Source organism: Serratia sp. CY37869 (assembly GCF_052168895.1).
Classification (GTDB): Bacteria; Pseudomonadota; Gammaproteobacteria; order Enterobacterales; family Enterobacteriaceae; genus Serratia; species Serratia ureilytica.
The window spans coordinates 650,362-670,929 of sequence record NZ_JBJNLU010000001.1 but is presented as its reverse complement, the minus strand read 5'-3'; the positions used below and the strand labels follow the sequence as shown (position 1 = coordinate 670,929).

The 20,568-nt window shown below is 56.7% G+C and carries 15 protein-coding genes; 11 read left to right on the top strand and 4 right to left on the bottom strand.

Features of this window, described 5'->3' with window-relative positions; all coding sequences use genetic code 11:
* The first annotated feature begins 163 nt into the window (after positions 1-163).
* The 6 genes from ACJ8J1_RS03280 (at position 164) to ACJ8J1_RS03255 (ending at position 11,158) form a co-directional block, all read left to right on the top strand.
* Positions 164-2,227, top strand: a complete 2,064-nt coding sequence (locus ACJ8J1_RS03280; RefSeq protein WP_033644322.1) for a CHAT domain-containing protein — start codon at positions 164-166, stop codon at positions 2,225-2,227.
* Positions 2,224-5,946, top strand: coding sequence for an nSTAND1 domain-containing NTPase (locus tag ACJ8J1_RS03275; RefSeq protein ID WP_033643753.1), 3,723 nt, complete (start codon positions 2,224-2,226; stop codon positions 5,944-5,946). Before ACJ8J1_RS03280 ends, ACJ8J1_RS03275 begins: the two co-directional genes overlap by 4 nt.
* Before the next feature lie 16 nt (positions 5,947-5,962).
* Positions 5,963-7,285 (top strand): hypothetical protein, encoded by a 1,323-nt coding sequence (locus ACJ8J1_RS03270; protein WP_033643754.1) that lies wholly within the window; start codon positions 5,963-5,965, stop codon positions 7,283-7,285.
* Positions 7,282-8,715, top strand: coding sequence for a C25 family cysteine peptidase (locus ACJ8J1_RS03265; protein ID WP_033643755.1), 1,434 nt, complete (start codon positions 7,282-7,284; stop codon positions 8,713-8,715). Before ACJ8J1_RS03270 ends, ACJ8J1_RS03265 begins: the two co-directional genes overlap by 4 nt.
* A 314-nt stretch (positions 8,716-9,029) precedes the next feature.
* Positions 9,030-10,325 (top strand): MFS transporter, encoded by a 1,296-nt coding sequence (locus ACJ8J1_RS03260; protein ID WP_033643756.1) that lies wholly within the window; start codon positions 9,030-9,032, stop codon positions 10,323-10,325.
* Positions 10,326-10,351: 26 nt separating this feature from the next.
* Positions 10,352-11,158, top strand: a complete 807-nt coding sequence (locus tag ACJ8J1_RS03255) for a substrate-binding domain-containing protein (protein ID WP_033643757.1) — start codon at positions 10,352-10,354, stop codon at positions 11,156-11,158.
* On the opposite strand, the gene ACJ8J1_RS03250 is transcribed toward ACJ8J1_RS03255, so the two are convergent.
* The 3 genes from ACJ8J1_RS03250 to ACJ8J1_RS03240 all read right to left on the bottom strand — a co-directional run bounded on the left by ACJ8J1_RS03250 (position 11,133) and on the right by ACJ8J1_RS03240 (position 13,831).
* On the bottom strand, positions 11,133-12,032 hold the full coding sequence (locus ACJ8J1_RS03250; protein ID WP_033643758.1) for a LysR family transcriptional regulator: 900 nt from the start codon (positions 12,030-12,032) through the stop codon (positions 11,133-11,135). The two genes, ACJ8J1_RS03255 and ACJ8J1_RS03250, sit on opposite strands and share 26 nt — an antisense overlap.
* Positions 12,033-12,134: 102 nt before the next feature.
* A complete protein-coding gene (locus ACJ8J1_RS03245) occupies positions 12,135-12,500 on the bottom strand; it encodes a diacylglycerol kinase (protein ID WP_033643759.1) in 366 nt (121 codons plus the stop codon).
* A gap of 206 nt (positions 12,501-12,706) precedes the next feature.
* Positions 12,707-13,831: a DNA-binding protein gene (locus ACJ8J1_RS03240; protein ID WP_033643760.1), complete on the bottom strand. Its 1,125-nt coding sequence runs from the start codon at positions 13,829-13,831 to the stop codon at positions 12,707-12,709.
* A gap of 739 nt (positions 13,832-14,570) precedes the next feature.
* On the opposite strand from ACJ8J1_RS03240, the gene ACJ8J1_RS03235 reads away from it, so the two are divergent.
* Genes ACJ8J1_RS03235 through spt form a run of 4 tightly spaced genes read left to right on the top strand, consistent with a single transcriptional unit; the run spans position 14,571 to position 18,672 of the window.
* Positions 14,571-16,310, top strand: a complete 1,740-nt coding sequence (locus ACJ8J1_RS03235) for a fatty acyl-AMP ligase (RefSeq protein ID WP_033643761.1) — start codon at positions 14,571-14,573, stop codon at positions 16,308-16,310.
* Positions 16,307-17,221, top strand: a complete 915-nt coding sequence (locus ACJ8J1_RS03230; protein ID WP_033643762.1) for an NAD-dependent epimerase/dehydratase family protein — start codon at positions 16,307-16,309, stop codon at positions 17,219-17,221. Before ACJ8J1_RS03235 ends, ACJ8J1_RS03230 begins: the two co-directional genes overlap by 4 nt.
* Positions 17,222-17,252: 31 nt before the next feature.
* Entirely contained in the window at positions 17,253-17,513 is a 261-nt protein-coding gene (locus ACJ8J1_RS03225; RefSeq protein WP_015378483.1) for an acyl carrier protein, read from the top strand.
* A complete protein-coding gene (gene spt / locus ACJ8J1_RS03220; protein WP_033643763.1) occupies positions 17,500-18,672 on the top strand; it encodes a serine palmitoyltransferase in 1,173 nt (390 codons plus the stop codon). Before ACJ8J1_RS03225 ends, spt begins: the two co-directional genes overlap by 14 nt.
* Before the next feature lie 64 nt (positions 18,673-18,736).
* On the opposite strand, the gene ACJ8J1_RS03215 is transcribed toward spt, so the two are convergent.
* Positions 18,737-19,468 carry an ATP-binding protein gene (locus ACJ8J1_RS03215; RefSeq protein ID WP_033651882.1) on the bottom strand — a complete coding sequence of 244 codons (732 nt, stop codon included), beginning with the start codon at positions 19,466-19,468 and terminating at the stop codon, positions 18,737-18,739.
* A 368-nt stretch (positions 19,469-19,836) separates the two neighbouring features.
* Between ACJ8J1_RS03215 and ACJ8J1_RS03210 the strand changes: the two genes are divergently transcribed.
* A complete protein-coding gene (locus tag ACJ8J1_RS03210) occupies positions 19,837-20,562 on the top strand; it encodes a lipoprotein (protein ID WP_033643765.1) in 726 nt (241 codons plus the stop codon).
* The last annotated feature ends 6 nt before the right edge of the window (positions 20,563-20,568 follow it).

Here is a 20,568-nt window from a genome sequence, read left to right as displayed (position 1 = left end):
GGTCGGCGACGCTCTGAACACCCAGTGTCTCAGCAAAATATTAAATAAAAAAAAATCAGTTATCTAAATAACTACGTGCTGAAATACGCTGGGTAGACTCCCGCCTCCCTCTCTCGTTTTGGTCGTCAATGCTGTCGACAACGCTACTGTCGGGGGTACGTTCATGAAAGGCTATGCGGAACTTGAGATCGTGTTTCAGCGGAATTCACTCGATGAATTTCAAGCCAGTTTTCGCCAGCGCTTTGACGAAAGCGAAAATATTACCCCTTTCATCCCGTTGGCATTAAACATCCACGATCCGACATTTTACTCCCGCAACCCGCAAAGAATGGGCCGGTTATTATCGGAATCACTGTTTATGCAGCCCGCACTGCGTGATGCATTCACGTCCGCACGGGCATTTTCTGACCATCAGCAAAGCCCGCTAAAAATACGCCTGCTTATCGATTCAAATGCATCCATATTACACAGCCTCCCTTGGGAAACGCTGGTTGATCCCACCGATACGGCCACACATCTCTTACGCAGCAATCAGTGCGTTTTTTCGCGCTATCTGGCGGCCCGAACTTACCGCCTCCCAATGTTGCGCCCTAAACAAGGCATTAAGGCACTATTAGCCATCGCCAATCCTCAGGACCTGTCGGAAACCTTCCCGCCCATCAACGTTCCTCATGAGCAGGAGCTCGCTGAAAATGCGCTGCGTCATGTTCCGTTAACCACGCTCACGCGGCGCGGAAGCGCGACGCTCCAGGCGATTATCGAAGGCATAGAAGAGGGAGCCGACATTCTCTATCTCATGTGTCACGGCATTGTCGGGCAGCAAGGCGCCGTGTTGTGGTTGGAGGATGAGACCGGGAATGCCGCCAGCGTCACCGGCGAAGATTTCGCCGCGCGTTTGGGCGCGCTGGAGAGAATTCCCAGCTTGGTCGTCCTATGCTCCTGCCAAAGCGCCGGTGCCGGCAATCCCGCACGCGACGCGCTGGTCGCTCTGGGCCCCCTGTTAGCCAAAGAGGGCGTGCCGGCGGTATTGGCGATGCAGGGCAAGCTTTCGATGTCTGCGGCAACGCAATTTATCCCGGAGTTTTTCAGACAGCTGGCGGAGCATGGCGAAGTCGATCGCGCTACCGCCAGTGCGCGGGCAAAAATCATGGACTCACCGGACTGGTGGATCCCGGTCGTTTTTACCCGGTTGAATAATGCACGTATTTGGTATCCACCCGGATTCGGTGTTTCCGACGAAAATAAGGATCCCTGGGCTCTGATCGTCGACAATATTACCAGCCAAGACAGCACTCCTATCCTCGGCCCGAGCATGAACGAAGCGCTGTTCGGCTCGCGGCGTGAACTGGCACGTGAATGGGGGGAAATCTACCACTATCCGTTAGGTGGGCACGACGTGGCGGGTCTGCCGCAGATTGCACAATATCTTGCCGTGATGCGGCAAGACAAATACCCCCGTCAGGAATTTTACAAGTACGTCTATGAGCGAATTCTTGAGAAATATCCTGACGATGTGCCGGACCGGCTAAAAGGTTTAGATCAAATGGAGATCTACACATCACTAGGAGAACTGGTTTCAGTGGTGGGGCAAAAAATCCGCGCCCGTACCCCTCTTGATCCGCTGCGGATCTTGGCCGGCTATAAACTCCCGGTTTACATCACCACCGATCCCAGCGATCTACTGGTCGATGCCCTCAAAGAACAGGGCGCGACGCCGACAGTCCGCCTGCTGAGGTGGAATATACACGCTGAAATTTGCGATGCCAATTATGTCAGCCGAGCCCCCGCCAGCCCGGCGGACGAAGGCACTGCGACCCATCCGATCGTGTTCAAGCTCTTCGGGGATTTATCCACGCCAAAATCGCTGGTGTTAACCGAAGATCATTTTTTTGACTACCTGACCAAAGTCTCTTCCGCCCAAGACGCCATTCCCCTTTACGTCCGTGCCAGGCTGAACAGCAGCGCGCTGCTGTTTGTCGGCCTGCAGGCTGAATCCTGGGAGTTTCGGGTACTGTTTCGCAGCCTTTTACTGTTGGAAGGCCATGACCTGCGCAAAAATATCGAACATTTCTCTGTACAAATTGATCCAAACAGCATTCTTGATCCCGGCAGCGCACGCCGCTATATCGAAAAATACCTGCAGACGAAGGCCCAATGGCGTCTGTACTGGGGAGACGTTACCACCTTTATGGCGGAATTAAATGCCCGTACGCAGGAGGACTCATGAAGGCTCCTTACGTAGGCCCCAGCCCTTTTAGCGCCGAACAAACACTCTTCGGTCGCGACGCGGACATTAAGCAACTGCAATGGCGCTTAATCTCGGATCGGATAATCGTGCTGTACTCCCCTTCCGGAGCGGGTAAAACCTCGCTTTTGATGGCCAAGAACGGCCTTTTATCCACACTGACAACGCTGTTCCATGTTTTACCCGTGCAGCGCATCGCGCAGGCCGATGATACCGATCCGGTCATCTCCCTCTTGCAGCGCCTGGACCAAGATAGTTTTGGCTCGATTCGTCCCAATGATACGCTTCTTACCTACTTCAACCGTATCACTCTGCCTGAATCTGATCCGCCGAAGCGTCTTCTGTTGGTGCTCGATCAATTTGAGGAAGTGTTAACCGGTAATGTCCCCTACGAGCAACAAAAAGTCTTTTTCCAGCAGTTGAAAGAACTGCTGTCAAACGACGAAAAAACTATCTGGCTCCTCATCAGCATGCGAGAAGAATACTTCTCCTGGCTTGATGATTTCCGCGATGATATTCCCACCCGCCTTAACAACACCTACCGTTTAAACCTATTGTCGGTCGAGCAAGCCGTCGCCGCCATCAAGGGGCCGGCAGAAGCCATGGGCGTCGCTTTTCCAGTGCAAGACGGAACAGATGCGGCGCAGTTGCTGGTCAGCGAATTGATTAAAGCGCCGGAAGGCGCACGCCCGAGTAAGACCGTGGAACCGGTACAGCTGCAGGTTATCTGTACGGATCTGTGGAACACCTTAAGCCAAACCGAGCGGCAGGTCGGTGAGGTTCGCGTCGCCGACGTGGCGGGATATAACCCGGACAATGCCTTACTGGATTACTGCACCAAGACGCTCAATCTGGCGGCGCAAGATCCCCATCGATTCAGAACGTTGGGAGATTGGATAGACCGGTATCTGCTGACGTTAAGTGGGCGCCGCTCAGCCGTGATTTTCAGCCCGCAAAGCACGGACGGGCCATCACTTAAAGAAATTCAAAAGCTCGAGGAGCACCATCTCATCCGTCGTCAAAGCCGTGAAGACGACATGTGGTATGAATTGGCGCACGATCGTTTAGCCGGCCCCGTACGCCGCAGCATAGAAGAGTGGCGTAGCAATAATCTGAAAGAATGGCAAAAACAGGCGCGGATATGGCATATGGACGGCGAAAAACCAGATTACTTTCGCGCCCTGCCATACCGTACCCAACGAAAAATGAGGCCGGCGGAAAGCGATGCTCCCGATTCAAAAGTCGAGGCGCGATTCCTCGCGGCGTATGCGTCGTATCGCCGCAGGAAACAGCAGCTTTTTTGCGCTTCGGGTTTAGTCATCGCCGTTTTGGCGATAATTATTGGTTTCTTTGTTGACAAAAGCGCCGATGAACAACAGAAAACCAAGCTCGCGTTGAATTATCTCGCCATTCAAACCGGTATTCTTTCCATTCTCAACGATCACCCCAACCCAAGTTTGGAAGCCTTAGCCACCGCGGCCGGCGCGCAGTTACGGTTACCAGCCAACTCAAACAATCTGTTGACGTTCAATTTTCAAATGTTGCTCGGCGACTATCTCGGCCGCTATAGACAACTTGAGCGCATTGATACTCTCGGCGATGGCAAAACCACAGTAGTACGAATCCGCGAGAACGAATGCATTAGCGCCAAGATCGGCCGTGACCGTTTCTCGATAAAAACCTGCGGTGCGAACAGCGAATTCATCCCCCCCGAAGAGGTGCAACAGGCGCATCCCTCGGGAATTAACACCTTAACATTCGTCACACCTAAACTATTGGCGACTGGAGATGGCGATGGGACGATCCGCATCTGGGGTCTGGCGACAAGAAAAACCGTGGGGGGCCCGCTACATCTGCCCGATAGTGACAACACTAAGCATGTAAGCAACAAGGTGCGTGCCATCACGGCAGCTGGCGACAGGCTTTATGCCGGATATCAAGACGGTACGCTGGCCGTGTGGAAAATATCCGGAGCCGAATTTGAATTATTGTCACAACAATTCGATAAGAAAACCAACTCCGTGATGGCCACCGCCGTCGCCCCCCAAAATGCTCTGGATAACGTCGCCATCGCCACAAGCAGGGCAGTCAAATGGCAGACGTTTAGCCAAGGTAAACCGCAACAGTCCATCCCATTGGCGGCCATCGCGCCAGAGACCGAGTACAGCAAAACTTTTTACAGTATCGACATCAGCCCCGATGGACGATTTATCGCAGCCGGCAGCAGGGATGGCTACATTTATATCTGGGAGACTTCACGCCTTTCTCCGACCAAGAATAACGTCGAAAAGGATGTTTCGCCGCGAGCCGACGCCCCCTTGCCAAAATCGTCGTTCTTTTACTGGCCAACGATTATCAACGCTCATCAGCAAACCGTCGCGCAACTCAAGTATCTGCAAAATGGCGACCTCTTGTCATTAAGCTGGGATGGGAGCCTCAAGCTGTGGCTGTTTTCGGCCAATAATGCCGCCGCTCCCACCAACCGCACCCTTTTGCAATTTCCGCGGCAGTTGGTCAGCGTCGCGACCGAGCCTGATGAGCAAACCGCCTATGTCACCAGTGAAGCCGGCGACATACTCAAAGTCAATTTGCGCGTTGACAGACATCCTTTAGGGCAATTTTTGCTTAGTCCTCAAGCTCCTGCGCTGTTTGTCGACAGTAAAGCAAACCGTCAGCTATTCACCGTACAGGCGACAGGGCTGACGCAATATCGGTTGGATGCCAATACCGGCCAACCATCGGTCATTCGGCAGTTGCCGGTATCGAACGTCGTCGCTCTCGCGTGGTCCCCCTCAGCCACGATGCTCTTTGCTGCGCAACAGCAAGGCGTTGAGGTGTTTCGCAATGTGCTCATTTCACCTTCCCAAGGCGAGCCGCTGGCGTGCCTGCTGCAACCGCCAGGCCGCCGCATCGCCGCCATTCGCGTCAATGATGCCGGCACCCTGCTGGCGGTTACCCTCGTCGGCAAGAACGGGCGAGAGCTCGCCAATAAACTGTATCGCCTCACCGCGTCAGCCCCCCATGGATTCACCTGCAAAGAAATTAAAACTCAGCGCAACGTCTACTTTCCATTGCCCTGGTTCAAACCCAACAGCGACGAAATCATGACCATAAATGACAAGAATGAAATCGTCTCATGGCGATTCAACGCTCAGTCACGTGAAGAACTTGAGATAGTCAAAACCCGCGTCATTCAGGTTGCGAGCGAACGTTCTGAATCCAGCAATATGCGTGCGCCGATCGAAACACTGGCGTTCGATTCTTCAGGCCAAACGATGCTGCTGGGCGACTTCTCGGGCAAGATATATTCCGCAACGATAAACGGGGAGGACTGGTCGTTCACACAGAAGAAAAATGATTCTTTTTTTATCCCCCATCTATTGGCCGTCGCGGGTGATGGCAACACCGTCGCCATGGGGGACAACAAAGGGCAGTTGTCCGTGTTCGTCGCAGGTTCAGCCATGCACATCGCACAAGACTTCCACACGACGCCAATCACCGCCCTCGCCCTTTCTCAGGATGGAGAATGGCTGGTTTCTTCATCAAGCGCCGGCACAGCCATTTGGGATCTGCGCATGAAAAGCTGGATAAAACAGGCTTGTAAATGGGCGAACCGCCCGACATTCCAGCCTGGAGACATCGACAAATACTTCCACTATGCGTCCATTAATGACCCGTGTCCCGACAATCCATCGAAATGACTTTTTAGGAGGTTGTATGCCATACCGCACGATCCCGACAACGGATACAAACTATTTCATGATTGTCACCGATAAAAACGGCGCGGAACTAGATAACGATCCCGATGCACCTAACGGCAAACTGAGCGAGTTGATGCTGTCATCCCTGGTGGACAATGGCATTACCGACGTGTTCATTCGCTGCCACGGCTGGCATCAGGATAAGGCCAAAGCCTTCGCTCAATTTGACAGTTGGATCGGCGCTTTTGCCTCGCTGGATGAAGATCGCCTGCATATGCTGCAACAAATCCCCTCGTTTAAAGAAATGCACATTGGCTTTCACTGGCCCAGTCTGGCATGGGGGGATGAAAAAGAGGCCTCAGACACCAGTTTCTCCCCTGCTAACACTCAGACATTGAGAGAAAGGATCGACTTCCATATCGAGGCGCTCGGCGGCACACCGGAAGTTCGGGCGGCGCTGTATAAAATCTTTGATGAAGTACGCACAGACTCCGCGTCAATGACGTTATCCGACACCTTGCGTGCGGCCTATTTAGAGCTCAATGCCGCACTGGATTTGGGTGCCAACGGCGCACCGGGTGAAGGCTCCGCCGATCGTCTGCCTTTCGATCCCGATCAAACCGTGGCTGAAGCCGTCAATAATGTGGCCTTCGGTAATGATGTCGGCGACAACCCGTTACTGGCGCCTCTGCGGCAATTAACTTTTTGGACGATGAAGAAAAGAGCCAAAGACGTCGGCGAAAGAGGGCTGCATCCTCTGCTGCGCGCTATGCAGCAAGCCTCACCCGCCGTACGCATCCATCTGATGGGACACAGTTTCGGTTGCATAGTCGCCAGCGCGGCCATTGCGGGCCCTGCTGGCGCTACGCCGTTGCCATTCCCGATAAACTCTTGCGTATTGGTCCAAGGCGCCATGTCTATCTGGTCCTTTACCTCATCACTCCCTACATCACATGAAACGGCCGGATTCTTCAATAACATCCTGATGGAAAAGAAAATCAGCGGTCCTTTGGTGGCTACGCGCTCGGACAGCGACATGGCCGTCGGCAAACTTTATCCCTGGGCTGCAGGGGTGGCAGGCCAGGTCGCCTATATGTTTCCCCCGCTCTATGCCGCAATTGGCGCGTTGGGCATATGTGGCATACCGACCGTTCACAATATTACCCTGTTGCCACGCGCCGGCGCCTATGCCTTCGTTCCGGCTCACATTTATAACGTGAACAGCAGCAATTTTATTTGCCATGGCGACGGCATCTCCGGCTCGCACAGCGATATTGCCGGCCCCGAAGTGGCTCATCTGCTCTGGCAAGCGGCGCTCAAAACGGCGGACGCATCATGATTGACGAAGAACAGGTGCCGCTACTGGCTTTCGGCATTCACGCCGATACGGGGCTGCCATTGGAAACCGGGAGCATGGGCCGGCACGAGCAGCATCAGTCTGCCGCTGAATCACTGCTCGGACAAACCGTCGGCGCGGCATTTCCCGACAGAGCGCATTTGGGGCTGCAATTCGGGTTCGATGCCGACCAACTGTCCGAAAGTGGCTGGGGGCTCCTCTTCGCCGCGAATATGGACTCGGCACCTCATTTGGCCGCGCTGGCCCCCCTGATTGAATTGCGACGGCGGCAGGCCGGCGGCACACTCCGCATCTTCGCCGGTCCGGACGGTTACCGACAGGGCGAAAGCGCCAGCGGCTGGCTTAATCGTCATGGCTCCTCATTAGACATGATTAACCCCGATCTCGGCATGCCTTATTATCTTGTCCTGATCGGTTCGCCAGAGGCCATTCCGTTTGAATTTCAATATGCGCTGGATCTCGTCGCCGGGGTTGGGCGATTGGATTTCCCCACACTGGAAGAATTTACCGCCTATGCAGACAGCGTTGTGGCCCATGAAACAGATGCCACTCGCAAAACAGCTCGGCGTATTGAACTGTTCGCTACCCGCCATGATTTCGATCGCGCCACCCAGTTGTTCATCAAGCATGTCGCCACTCCCTTTGGCGCTGGCACAGGTTCACTCGGGCCGTTGGGTGAAAAGTATCGCTTTGCGTTAAACAGTTCATTAAGCGAGCAAGCGACCAAAGCCTGCCTGAGTCACCTGCTCAGTGCCCCACATAACCCGCCTTCGCTGCTGATCACGGGCACGCACGGCATGGCCTTTCAGGCCGATGACCCTCGACTGGCGGACCATCAAGGGGCATTGGTGTGTCAGGATTGGCCCGCTTATGGCGATATTACCCATGAACACTGGTTTGCCGCTCAAGATATTCCAGAGCATGCCAACGTTCATGGCATGATCCATTTGTTTTTTGCCTGCTATGGCGCCGGTACGCCGGCGTTCGATAACTTTCACTCTAAAGCGGATCGCGTTCGCATTGCGCCACATGCGATGACGGCCCGCCTGCCGCAAAAGCTCATGACGCTTCCCCAGGGAGGCATTCTGGCTTCTCTGGGACATATTGATCGGGTGTGGGCATCCAGCTTCGTTTCTGAAATCGGTATGGCGCAGCCCCAACGATTTCGTGACGTCATCCATCGCTTGCTTGCCGGCCAACGCGTCGGTATGGCCACCGACGCTTTCAACGGGCAGTGGGGGGTGCTAAGCACCAGGCTGTTGGAAAAACTGAATAACAAACTGAATGGACAAACCGTCCCCGCCGCTGACTTGCTGGCATTGCAAATCGCGCGCGATGATATCCGTAATTATGTCGTATTGGGCGATCCCGCGGTTAGGTTGAAGCCAGAACAGGATGATGTGAGCGGGTAAATATCACCATCCCCAGCCGGGACAACCCTCTGGCCCAGAAACCGTTACTGCCTGGTCACTACCTTCTCTCCCCGCCGCCCCTTTATGAACCCTGTCACAAAAAGCGCATAACGTTTTCGGCGTTCTGCGCAGCGGGCGATGAGCGACAAACTTGTTAACGCCACGTTACATCGGGTTAGGCAACATTGTTAACGCCGATTGATGCGTCAAACGCATCACGCCATGAGTTTATTGCGCTTATTTACTTTATTTTCCTGAGCGAGTCTTCAGCAACAGGCGCAGCGTCAAGCGCCAATAACAAACTGGAGATAAAGATGCATTCCTCTACCTCACCCATGACCACCCGGGCCAGAACCGGCGCGATACTGCGCGTCACCTCCGGCAACTTTTTAGAGCAGTTCGATTTTTTCCTGTTCGGCTTTTACGCTACCTACATCGCACACACCTTTTTCCCGGCCAGCAGCGAGTTCGCCTCGCTGATGATGACCTTCGCGGTATTCGGCGCAGGTTTTCTGATGCGCCCGATCGGCGCCATCGTGCTGGGCGCTTACATCGATAAAGTCGGCCGCCGCAAAGGGTTGATCGTGACCCTGTCGATCATGGCCGCGGGCACCTTCCTGATCGTGCTGATCCCCTCTTACCAAAGCATCGGGCTTTGGGCGCCGCTGCTGGTGCTGTGCGGGCGTCTGTTGCAAGGCTTCTCGGCGGGCGCGGAGCTGGGCGGCGTGTCCGTCTACCTGGCTGAAATCGCCACGCCGGGCCGTAAAGGCTTCTACACCAGCTGGCAGTCCGGCAGCCAGCAGGTGGCTATCATGGTGGCGGCGGCCATGGGCTTCGCGCTCAATGCGGCGCTGGAAGAAAGCGCCATTCGCGAATGGGGCTGGCGCCTGCCTTTCCTGTTCGGCTGCCTGATCGTTCCCTTCATCTTCTTCCTGCGCCGCAAGCTGGAAGAGACGCAGGAATTTACCGCTCGCCGTCACCACCTGGCGATGCGCGACGTGTTTAAAACCCTGCTGAAAAACTGGCCGGTGGTGATCGCCGGCATGCTGATGGTCGCCATGACCACCACCGCGTTTTACCTGATCACCGTCTATGCGCCGACCTTCGGCAAAAAGGTGCTGCTGCTCAGCGCTTCCGACAGCTTGCTGGTCACCCTGCTGGTGGCGATCTCCAACTTCATCTGGCTGCCCATCGGCGGCGCGCTGTCGGACCGTTTCGGCCGCAAACCGGTGCTGGTCGCCATGACGTTGCTGACGTTGGCCACCGCCTACCCGGCGCTGAGCCTGCTCGCCGCCGCGCCCAGCTTCAGCATGATGCTGGCCGTGCTGCTGTGGCTGTCCTTCATTTACGGCCTCTACAACGGCGCCATGATCCCGGCCTTGACGGAGATCATGCCAACGGAAGTGCGGGTGGCCGGGTTCTCGCTGGCCTACAGCCTGGCGACGGCGGTGTTCGGCGGCTTTACGCCGGTAGTCTCCACCGCGTTGATCGAATACACCGGCGACAAGGCTTCACCGGGCTACTGGATGAGCTTCGCCGCGCTGTGCGCCCTGCTGGCGACGCTGTATATGTATCGCCGCATCGCCATGCCGCTGCAAACCGCGCGCTAAGCCGCCATCTCAAAAGGAATGATGCCATGCAAAAACTCACTCGTTCGATCCTCGCCGCGCTGGTGTGCGCCTCCTGCAGTACGGCGGCGCTGGCCAAAGACGTGACCGTCATGATCTCCGGTGGCTTCAAAGCCGCGCTGGAGAAGCTGGCCCCGGAGTATGAAGCCCAAAGCGGCGACAAAATCATTCTGGTGTCCGGCCCCTCGATGGGCAAAACGCCGCAGGCGATCCCCGCGCGGCTGGCGCGCGGAGAGCAAGCCGATGTGCTGATCATGGTGGGCGACGCGCTCACCCAACTGGAAAAAGAGTGCTGGACCCAGCCGGGTTCGCGCGTGGAGCTGGCCGATTCGCCGATCGGCATGGTGGTCAAACAGGGCGCGCCCAAGCCGGTGATAAAAACGGATGCCGACCTGCGCAATGTCTTGCTGCAGGCGGACTCTTTCGCCTATTCCGACAGCGCCAGCGGCCGCTATGTCAGCGGCCAACTGTTCAAAAAGCTGGGCATCGAGGAACAGGTGAAAGGGAAAGCGCATAAGGTTGAGCGCATTCCGGTGGCCTCTGAAGTGGCGCAGGGGAAATACGCGCTGGGCTTCCAGCAGGTCAGCGAATTGCTGCCCGTGGCGGGCGTGACCTTTATCGGCGAGCTGCCTGAAAACGTGCAGTACATCACCCGCTTCGCGGGCGCGGTAACCGCCAAGGCGGAGCACCGCCGCGAAGGCAAAGCGCTGCTGGACTTCCTCGCCTCCTCTCAGGCGCAGCCGACCATTCGCGCGACCGGCATGCGAACCGTGCCGGCGCCGCAGCCGGTCAGGCAGAGTGATACTGTTCAGTAATCAGCTTTTCCAGCTCGGCGGCGACGAAAGACTGCATGCGGCCGCCGCGTCTGATGAGGCCTACGGTGCGTTTCACCACCGGATCGACCAGCGGCACCGACGTCAACACCGAGTGCTCTGAAGCGGGCATCGACATGGCGGGCACGGCGGCAATGCCGATGCCCGCCTCAACCATGCCCAGCATGGTCGTCACATGGCGAGTTTCACACACGCTGGGGCGTTCCGGCACGAGGTGTTCCAGGCGCTGATCGAGCAGATTGCGATTGCCGGAGGTTTTATCCAGCGACACGTAATCCTGCTGATAAAACTCCCGCCAGCTGAGGCTCTTTTTACCGGCGAGCGGATGGTCGCGCCGGCAGGCGGCCACGTAGACGTCCCCCACCAACGGCACAAACTCAAGATTAGGCTGCAGCCGCCCGGCGAAGCAGATGCCGAAATCGGCCTGGCCGCCAGTGACCGCCTCGATGACATTGCCTGCGCTGCCGTCGATCAGCTTAACGCGCACGCGCGGATAGCGAAGCCGGAAACGGCGTATCACGTCGGGCATGAAATAGTAGGCCGCCGACGGCACCGTGGCGACGGTGACCAGCCCCACCCGCTCCTGGCTGACCTTATCGATATCAGCCATCACCGCTTCGACGTTCATCAGCAGCTGCTCCGAACGTTCGGCGAAGGCCTGCCCGTACAGCGTCAAGGTCACGCGCCGGGTGGTGCGATCGAACAGTTTGATGCCCAGCGCGTTTTCCAGCTTCTCAATCCTGCGGCTCAATGCCGACTGCGACAGGCAGATGGACTCTGCGGCCAGCCGAAAATTGCCGTACTCCACCAGCGCGCGAAACGCATAAAGATCGTTGAGATCAAAATTCACGGGCATAACGGCAACCTATCCTTACCATGGCGCCAAAGGCGTAAAGCAACGATAATAGCCGCTTATTTAGCCGCAGCAACCGGTTTAACGCCGGAGCGCGCCTCGCCGTTATCCTCCCAGCAGCACCGTCCCCCAAATAATGATGGTCATTATCACCGCCACCAGCTGCGCTGCGCCGCCCAGATCTTTGGCGCGTTTGGATAACGGATGCAACGCCAGCGAAATGCGATCGACCACGGTTTCAATCGCCGTATTAAGCAGCTCAACCACCAGCAGCAGGAAACTGCAGGCGATTAATAACAGCCGCTCCATTTTTGTAATATCCAGAGTAAATGTAACAACCAGTAAAATGGCGTTAATAACCAATAATTCACGAAACGCATTTTCGGTCAGCGCGGCGTCAATAAAGCCGGCCCAGGAGTTCCTTATGCTGTAGGTTAATCGGCTTATTCCCTTTTTCTTTTCCACAGGCATGCATTCTGCTCTCTTCAGCATCACGGCGATCGCGGTTCAATAAATCACGCGCCGTGAATTTATCTCGGGTTTATTAATTAACGGCCTTAACCGTTCCACTCTGGGGACAATGCTTTCACTCACGCTCAGTCCCCCAAAACGAACGGCGCCGCACGCAATGCGCTTATTATCCTGATGGCGTTAAAAGGCGATGCGATATCAGTCGATTAAAGCGTCTTTTCGTACAAACGGTAGCGTTTATAAGGCACCGCGCCGATACGTTCTAAAATCGTCCGCATGCCGGTATTGGTTTCCAGGATCCACGACATTTCCAGCGCGTCGATATTGCGCTTGGCGAACGGCTCGCGCAGCGCCTCAATCAACAGCAATGCAATAATCGGCCCGATGCGGCTGAATTGATATTCCTGGCGAACGCCCATCAGCGGCACGCGCGCGGTGCGAACGCCGCTGACTTTCAGCCGCCACAATAACTTCGCCCAACCGAACGGCAATAACCGCCCCTGCAGATCGGCAATCGCCTCATTAATGTTCGGCAACCCGACGATAAAGGCGCAGGGCGCGCCATCCACCTCAGCGATATGGATCATATCGTCGGGCACCAGGAACTTCAGCTGATCCCCCATGGTGGCGAACTCATGCTCGGTGAACGGAACAAACCCCCAGTTATGCTGCCACCCCGAGTTGAACACCTCGCGCAGCACCTGCATCTCTTCGCGAAAGCGCTTGCGGTTGAGGCGGCGAACGGTCACCTTTTTGCGCACCTGATCCATCATCCGGGTCAGCGACGGCGAAAAATGCAGGTCGGTTCTTTTCATCCAATAAGCAAGCAAATCAATCCCTTCGCTATATCCTTGCTGCGCTATCTGGGCCGCGTAGTAAGGTTTGGCATGGGTCATCAGGGCCGACGGCGGCGTGTCGAACCCTTCGACCAGCAGGCCGCTTTCCTGATTGATATTGAGGCTGAACGGCCCGGTGATTTTCCGCGTGCCCTTGGACCGCAACCACTCCTCCGCCGCCGTGAATAACGCGCTGAACACGGCGGGATCGTCAACGGCGTCGATCATGCCGAAGTGACCGGAATCTTCTCCGTGCAGCGCCCGGTGCAGAGAATCAATTTGCGCGGTGATGCGCCCGACGACCTTCCCCTGCTTTTTCGCCACCCACGCCTGCCATTCGATATGATCGGTGCCGGGATTCTTCTTTGACAGGTGCTCTTCGCGCTCTAAATACAGCGGCTCAATCCAGTTCGGGTCATCACGAAACAGTAACGAAGGGAAAGCAATAAATTCTTTAAGTTCGCGTTTATCCAGAACTTTCTCAATACGGATCATAAATAGCCTTACGTTTTAATAAAATAATTAAATATGAGCGCGACAACGCCTTTAGCATTTTTTATGCTGTTCTCTTTTATTGGATTGTGTATCGCCTCCGGTTCAACGATAAGAAAAACCGAATATTTCCCCCTGTGAACCAGCGCATTATTTGCCTATCACGCGCACTGAGGCGGCGTGATTAAACAAAAAAAGGAAATCCCAAAGCGGCGCTGACATGCTACGCTATGCGTGCTCTTTTATTATTTAGTGCTATTTGGGCGAAAGAAACCCGCCGCTTTAAGTGTACCGACTTTAATCAGGTGGCGCGCCGCCATTTTTACCACTTAATGCTCTTTTTAAGAATCAACTTAAATGAGGCATTCACTTTTTGATTTCTTGCGGCATACTGTTTAGGAAGTGTTTAAGTTCGAAGATAGCCATGCATGAGGTCATAACCTATGAGCAGACAGGTATTTCCTGCCCGACAGATGCAGACTAAAGAACGGCGAACCTCGGGTATTACAATCACCTCTCGTATATCTCCAGGTCGCCGCTCAAGGCTGATAATGCAGGCCGCTCACGCGCTACCGGGTTAATAACCGGCGTGCCGCTCAAGTACGGCAATATACGCAATTCGCGGAATGAAGATGGTTGAATAACAAACTTATTCAAAACCTATTCATAGTAAAACATCAATTACCTCGCCAAGAGTGATTTAACTCTTTTGGTGATTTTTAATCTATGGCTAAGTTTGTCTATGTCTGAAACAAGTTCCGTTCATTCTCTTCCCATGCGCTATGCGGACTTCCCCACTTTAGTGGACGCGTTGGATTACGCGGCGCTCGGTAATACGGGAATGAATTTTTACGATCGGCGCAATCAACTCGTGACCGTTCTCGATTATCGCACGCTGCAGCAAAAAGCGATCTCGGGCGCGCGGCGTTTATTGTCCCTGAAGCTCAAGAAAGGCGATCGCGTGGCGCTTATCGCCGAAACCAGCGCGGGGTTCGTCGAAGCCTTTTTCGCTTGCCAATATGCCGGCCTGGTGGCGGTGCCGTTGGCGATCCCGATGGGCGTGGGCCAGCGCGACTCCTACACCGCCAAACTGAAAGGGCTGATCGCCAGCTGCAACCCGGCGGCTATCATCAGCAGCGAAGAGTGGACGCCGCTCATCGCCTCCGCCACGGAAAACGCGTCAGCGATGCACATCCTCAGCGACGCGGATTTCAACGCATTGCCGGAGCCGGAGATCGCGCTGCCGGCGCCTTCGCCCGACGATATCGCCTATCTCCAATACACTTCGGGCAGCACCCGCTTCCCGCGCGGCGTGATCATCACCCAGCGGGCGGCGATGGCGAACCTGAATGCGATCAGTCGCGACGGCATCAAGCTGCGCGCGGGCGATCGCTGCGTGTCGTGGCTGCCCTTCTATCACGATATGGGCCTGGTCGGTTTCCTGCTGACGCCGGTGGCGACCCAGCTGTCCGTCGATTATCTGCGCACGCAAGATTTCGCCATGCGCCCGATGCAGTGGCTGAAACTGATCGCCAAGAATCGCGGCACGGTGTCCGTCGCCCCGCCGTTCGGCTACGATCTGTGTCTGCGCCGCAGCAACGCCAAAGAGCTGGCCGATCTGGATCTTTCCAGCTGGCGGGTCGCCGGCGTGGGCGCCGAGCCGATCCCGGCCGAGCTGCTCAGCCAGTTTGGCGAACACTTCAGCAGCATCAACTTCGACAGCAAGGCCTTCATGCCGTGCTACGGGCTGGCCGAGAACACCCTGGCGGTGAGCTTTTCCGATCCTTGCTCCGGCCCGCAAACCAACGCGGTCGACCGCGATATTTTGGAGTACGAGGGTAAAGCGGTCGCGCCGGGCAAAAAAACCCGCGCCGTCTCGACCTTCGTCAACTGCGGCCGTGCGCTGCCCGGCCACCGCATCGAGATCCGCAGCGAAACCGGGCAACCGCTGCCGGAGCGCCAGGTCGGCCATATCACGATTTCCGGCCCCAGCCTGATGAACGGCTATTTTTGCGATGCTGAGTCCCAGCAGCAAATTCAGGTGACCGGCTGGATGGATACCGGCGATCTGGGCTACCTGCTGGACGGCTATCTGTACGTCACCGGCCGCAAGAAGGATTTGATCATCATTCGCGGCCGCAATATCTGGCCGCAGGATATCGAGTACGTCGCGGAATCCGAACCGGAAATCCGTTCCGGCGATGCGATCGCCTTCGTGACCGAAGAACACGACGAAGCGGCCAGGATCATTTTGCAGATCCAATGCCGAGTCAGTTCGGAAGAGCGCCGGGAGCAGATCGTGCATTCCCTGAGCGCGCGCATTCAAAGCGAATTCGGCATCGCGGTGGACATCGAGCTGCTGCCGCCGCACAGCATTCCCCGCACGTCGTCGGGCAAACCCGCCCGCGCCGAAGCCAAGAAACGCTGGCTGAGCGCTTCGCTCTACCCGCAAATGCCGCAGTTGGCCGGTTTCGCGCAATGAGCGGCACCGTGGCGGTGACGGGCGCGACCGGCTTTATCGGCCGGCATATCGTCCGGGAACTGCTGGCGCAGGGGTTTAGCGTGCGCGCCCTGACGCGGCAAGCCGACAAAGCCGCCGCGGACAACCTGCAGTGGATCCCCGGCGCGCTGGAAGACCGGCCTTCGCTCACCGAACTGGTGCGCGGCGCCGAGTGCGTCGTGCACTGTGCGGGCCAGGTGCGCGGGCATGCGGAAGCGGTGTTCACCCGCTGCAACGTGACCGGCAGCCTGAACCTGATGCAGGCGGCCAGGCAAAACGGCCGCTGCAATCGTTTCTTGTTCATGTCGTCGCTGGCGGCGCGCCATCCGACGCTGTCCTGGTACGCCCATTCAAAACAGGCCGCCGAGCAGCAATTGATCGCCGCCTCGGGCGAGATCGCGCTGGGGATTTTCCGCCCGACGGCGGTTTACGGGCCGGGCGATAAAGAGCTGAAACCGCTGTTCAACGGCCTGCTGCGCGGCGTGCTGCCCCGGCTGGGCGCGCCTGACGCCAGGCTCTCTTTTCTGCACGTGAGCGATTTGGCGAAGGCGGTCGGCCAATGGTTATTAGCGCAGCCCGCGCAGTCGAATATTTACGAACTGTGCGACGGCGTGGCCGAAGGCTATGACTGGCTGCGCCTGCGGGACATCGGCGCCGCCGTGCGTCACGGGCCGGTGCGGCTGGTGGGCATTCCGCTGCCGCTGCTGAAAGCCCTGGCGGATATCAGCGTGGTGTGGAACCGCCTGATAAAACAGGAGCCGATGCTGACGCGCAGCAAAATACGCGAATTAACCCATCAAGACTGGTCCGCCAACAATCAGGCGCTGTCGCAACAGATTAATTGGTTTCCACAAGTGAGTTTGGAACGCGCGCTGCGTGAAGGGCTGTTTTAATTATTCCAAGTAGAGGTGTGTCAACGTTCTTATGCTAAATCGCGATGCTGTAATGGATTATATCCTGACGTGTTTGCAAGGTATCGTCGAAGGCGGAGTGGAAATAAAACCTGATAGCGATCTCGTCAATGATCTTGGCCTGGAATCCATCAGAGTCTTGGATCTGCTGATGATGCTGGAAGATGAATTAGATATCTCCATTCCGATCAATATATTGCTTGATGTCAGAACGCCTGAGCAACTGCTTGACGCGCTGCGCCCTTATCTGGAGAAAAACCATGGGACTGTATGATAAGTTTGCGCGGCTCGCGGGCGATCGCGAACAGTTTCAAACCTCCGGCCTGAATCCGTTCGGCACCTGCATCGACGAAGTCTATTCCGCCACTCAGGGGCGCATCGGCGATCAAAAGATTGTCCTCGCCGGCACCAATAACTACCTTGGCCTGACGTTCGATGCGCAGGCGATCGCCGCCGGCCAATCGGCCCTGGCCGCGCTCGGCACCGGCACCACCGGCTCGCGCATGGCGAACGGCAGCTACGGATCGCACCTGGCGCTCGAACGGGAGCTGGCGGCATTCTTCGATCGCCCGAGCGCCATCGTGTTCTCCACCGGCTACACCGCCAACCTGGGCGTCATCAGCACGCTGGCGGGGCCGGGATCCGTGGTGTTGATCGACGCAGACAGCCACGCGAGCATTTACGACGCCTGCGCCCTCGGCGGCGCGGAGATTATTCGCTTTCGCCACAATGACGCCGCCGATCTGGAGCGCCGCATGGTGCGCCTGGGCGAGCGCGCCCGCGAGGCGCTGATTATCGTGGAAGGCATCTACAGCATGCTGGGCGACGTCGCCCCGCTGGTGGAAATCGTCGATATCAAGCGGCGGCTGGGCGGATATCTGCTGGTCGACGAAGCGCACTCCTTCGGCGTGATGGGCGAACACGGCCGCGGCCTGGCCGAAGCGCTGGGCGTCGAGCAAGACGTGGATATCATCATGGGCACCTTCAGCAAAAGCCTGGCTTCGATCGGCGGTTTCGCCGTCGGCGGCAAGGGGATGGACGTGCTGCGCTACAGCAGCCGGCCGTATATCTTTACCGCTTCGCCGTCGCCGTCCAGCATCGCGTCGGTGCGCACGGCGCTGCAAAAAATCGCGCGCCAGCCCGAGCTGCGGGAAAAACTGTGGAGCAACGCGCACCGCCTGTATCACGGCCTCGCCGAGCTGGGTTATACCCTGGGGCCGCGCATCAGCCCGGTGGTGCCGGTGATGATCGGTTCGAAGGAGGACGGCCTGCGTTTCTGGCGCGAGCTGATCGCCCACGGCGTGTATGTGAATCTGGTGCTGCCGCCGGCCGCGCCGGCGGGCGTCACCCTGCTGCGCTGCAGCGTCAATGCCGCGCACAGCGATGAAGAAATAGACACCATCGTGCGCGCCTTTGCGGCGCTGAAAAAATAAAGCTTTCCCTCTCGGCCGCGGCGGCGGCGAAAACGCCATCGCCGCCCTGCCGAATTGCTGCGCCTCAGCGCGCAGCCGGTGATGCCCCATCAGCCGAATAGCGATACCCCTGCACCACCATAAATTCCGCGATGGCTTTTTCCGCCGCCGAAAGCACCTCCTCGATCGGCCGATCGGCATCGAGATCCACGATGTCGGCGCCTTCGAAGGTCAATAACGGCGTGACGGCGATCTTCTTCTCCAGCGCCGCTTTGCGGTGATCGGGTTTACGGGCGCAGGCCACGTCCAGACTGACATTCAGCTTGAGCACCAGATCCGGTTTTTGCTTCGCCATCCACTGAAACGCCGCCCGCTCCCGCGCCGCCAGCCAACGGACGAAACGGCTGCCTTCAACATCGACGGGAAATACCGTGCCATCATAAGCGCCGGGGATTTGCGCCTGCGGAAAACGGTCGGTCAGCACGATGAACCCCTGCCGCCGAAACGCCAGCATGCGGCGAAACCGCAGCAGCCGCCGCCCCACGAAGGCGATGATCACCGCCGACGGCAACAGGCCGATGCGGGATTTCTTCGTTTTGACTTTTTTGGTATTGCTTTCGATAGCCTTGCCCACCGAGCGCCCAAGCAGCGGCAGTTTCGCCGCCGCGCGCCCGACGTTGCCCGCCTGTTTGCCCAGATGCACCTGCACCGCCGGGCCATAATGTTTCACATATTCGATCAGATGTTCACAAACGGTGGACTTACCCGATCCGTCGCTGCCGATAACCGCAATCAGCGGCGGAAATTTTGCATTCATAATCAGACTCTCTTTCAATACACCAGAAACGGCATGCCCTATTTGAAACGAAATATCGCTCACGGCCGCGACGGCAGCGCGAAGATAATTGCCATGACGCCGCGCCAAACCGCACAAAAGATTAAGCGAAAATGGAAAACCTCTGCTCTTTTTTCGCCGTCAGCCAGGCCGAAAGTTAACATAAAAAGCGAAACCGGCTCACGCCCGGCCAATTAGCACAAAATAACAAGAACGAACGCCATAAATATCAATTCAAATAACCAACAGGAATACTGAACCCATTATTTTATCGCGGCAAAGCACAATAAATATCTTGAACCCAAGGCGTATTGGAATACAATAGTTTTTTTCGCATTGGATTAATTATTGTGAGTCAGCAGATAAGACCTTCATCTGATCGCTCGCCCGTGCGCGTAATAGCGATAACCGGCTGTGACGGCTCGGGAAAATCCACCCTGGCCGCCAGTCTGGTCGAGGCCTTATCGGCGCAAGAACCTGCCGAACTGCTTTATCTCGGCCAGTCTTCCGGGCGTATCGGCGAATGGATCAGTTCGCTGCCGATTATTGGCGCGCCCTTCGGGCGTTATTTGCTGAAGAAATCGCAGCGCGTGCACGATCGCCCTGCTACGCCGCCGGATAATGCCACGGCGCTGGTGATCTTTTTACTTTCCTATTGGCGCGTTTTTAAATTCCGCCGCATGCTGAAGAAAAGTCGCCGCGGCGCATTGCTGATCACCGATCGTTATCCGCAGGCCGAAGTGGCGGGATTTCGTTTCGATGGCCCGCAGCTGGCAAAAACCGCCGGCGGCAATCGCTGGATACGCTGGCTGAGAAAACGCGAACAACGTCTGTACCACTGGATGGCGTCTTATCAGCCCTTATTATTAATTCGGTTGGATATTGACGAGCAAACGGCCTATTCACGCAAACCCGATCACTCGTTGGCGGCGTTGCGTGAAAAGATCGCCGTCATCCCGCACCTGACGTTTAACGGCGCTAACATATTGGATTTGGACGGCCGCGAGCCGGCCAAGCATATTTTCGATGCTTCGCTGCGCGCCGTTAAAATATCGCTGAGGGCCGCCAATGCCTAGCCGCCA

What these genes read in the sequence shown, in the direction of transcription:
- ACJ8J1_RS03280 (WP_033644322.1), top strand. Translation starts at nt 164, where the DNA reads ATGAAAGGCTATGCGGAACTTGAGATCGTGTTTCAGCGGAATTCACTC.
- ACJ8J1_RS03275 (WP_033643753.1), top strand. Translation starts at nt 2,224, where the DNA reads ATGAAGGCTCCTTACGTAGGCCCCAGCCCTTTTAGCGCCGAACAAACA.
- ACJ8J1_RS03270 (WP_033643754.1), top strand. Translation starts at nt 5,963, where the DNA reads ATGCCATACCGCACGATCCCGACAACGGATACAAACTATTTCATGATT.
- ACJ8J1_RS03265 (WP_033643755.1), top strand. Translation starts at nt 7,282, where the DNA reads ATGATTGACGAAGAACAGGTGCCGCTACTGGCTTTCGGCATTCACGCC.
- ACJ8J1_RS03260 (WP_033643756.1), top strand. Translation starts at nt 9,030, where the DNA reads ATGCATTCCTCTACCTCACCCATGACCACCCGGGCCAGAACCGGCGCG.
- ACJ8J1_RS03255 (WP_033643757.1), top strand. Translation starts at nt 10,352, where the DNA reads ATGCAAAAACTCACTCGTTCGATCCTCGCCGCGCTGGTGTGCGCCTCC.
- ACJ8J1_RS03250 (WP_033643758.1), bottom strand. Translation starts at nt 12,032, where the DNA reads ATGCCCGTGAATTTTGATCTCAACGATCTTTATGCGTTTCGCGCGCTG.
- ACJ8J1_RS03245 (WP_033643759.1), bottom strand. Translation starts at nt 12,500, where the DNA reads ATGCCTGTGGAAAAGAAAAAGGGAATAAGCCGATTAACCTACAGCATA.
- ACJ8J1_RS03240 (WP_033643760.1), bottom strand. Translation starts at nt 13,831, where the DNA reads ATGATCCGTATTGAGAAAGTTCTGGATAAACGCGAACTTAAAGAATTT.
- ACJ8J1_RS03235 (WP_033643761.1), top strand. Translation starts at nt 14,571, where the DNA reads ATGTCTGAAACAAGTTCCGTTCATTCTCTTCCCATGCGCTATGCGGAC.
- ACJ8J1_RS03230 (WP_033643762.1), top strand. Translation starts at nt 16,307, where the DNA reads ATGAGCGGCACCGTGGCGGTGACGGGCGCGACCGGCTTTATCGGCCGG.
- ACJ8J1_RS03225 (WP_015378483.1), top strand. Translation starts at nt 17,253, where the DNA reads ATGCTAAATCGCGATGCTGTAATGGATTATATCCTGACGTGTTTGCAA.
- spt (WP_033643763.1), top strand. Translation starts at nt 17,500, where the DNA reads ATGGGACTGTATGATAAGTTTGCGCGGCTCGCGGGCGATCGCGAACAG.
- ACJ8J1_RS03215 (WP_033651882.1), bottom strand. Translation starts at nt 19,468, where the DNA reads ATGAATGCAAAATTTCCGCCGCTGATTGCGGTTATCGGCAGCGACGGA.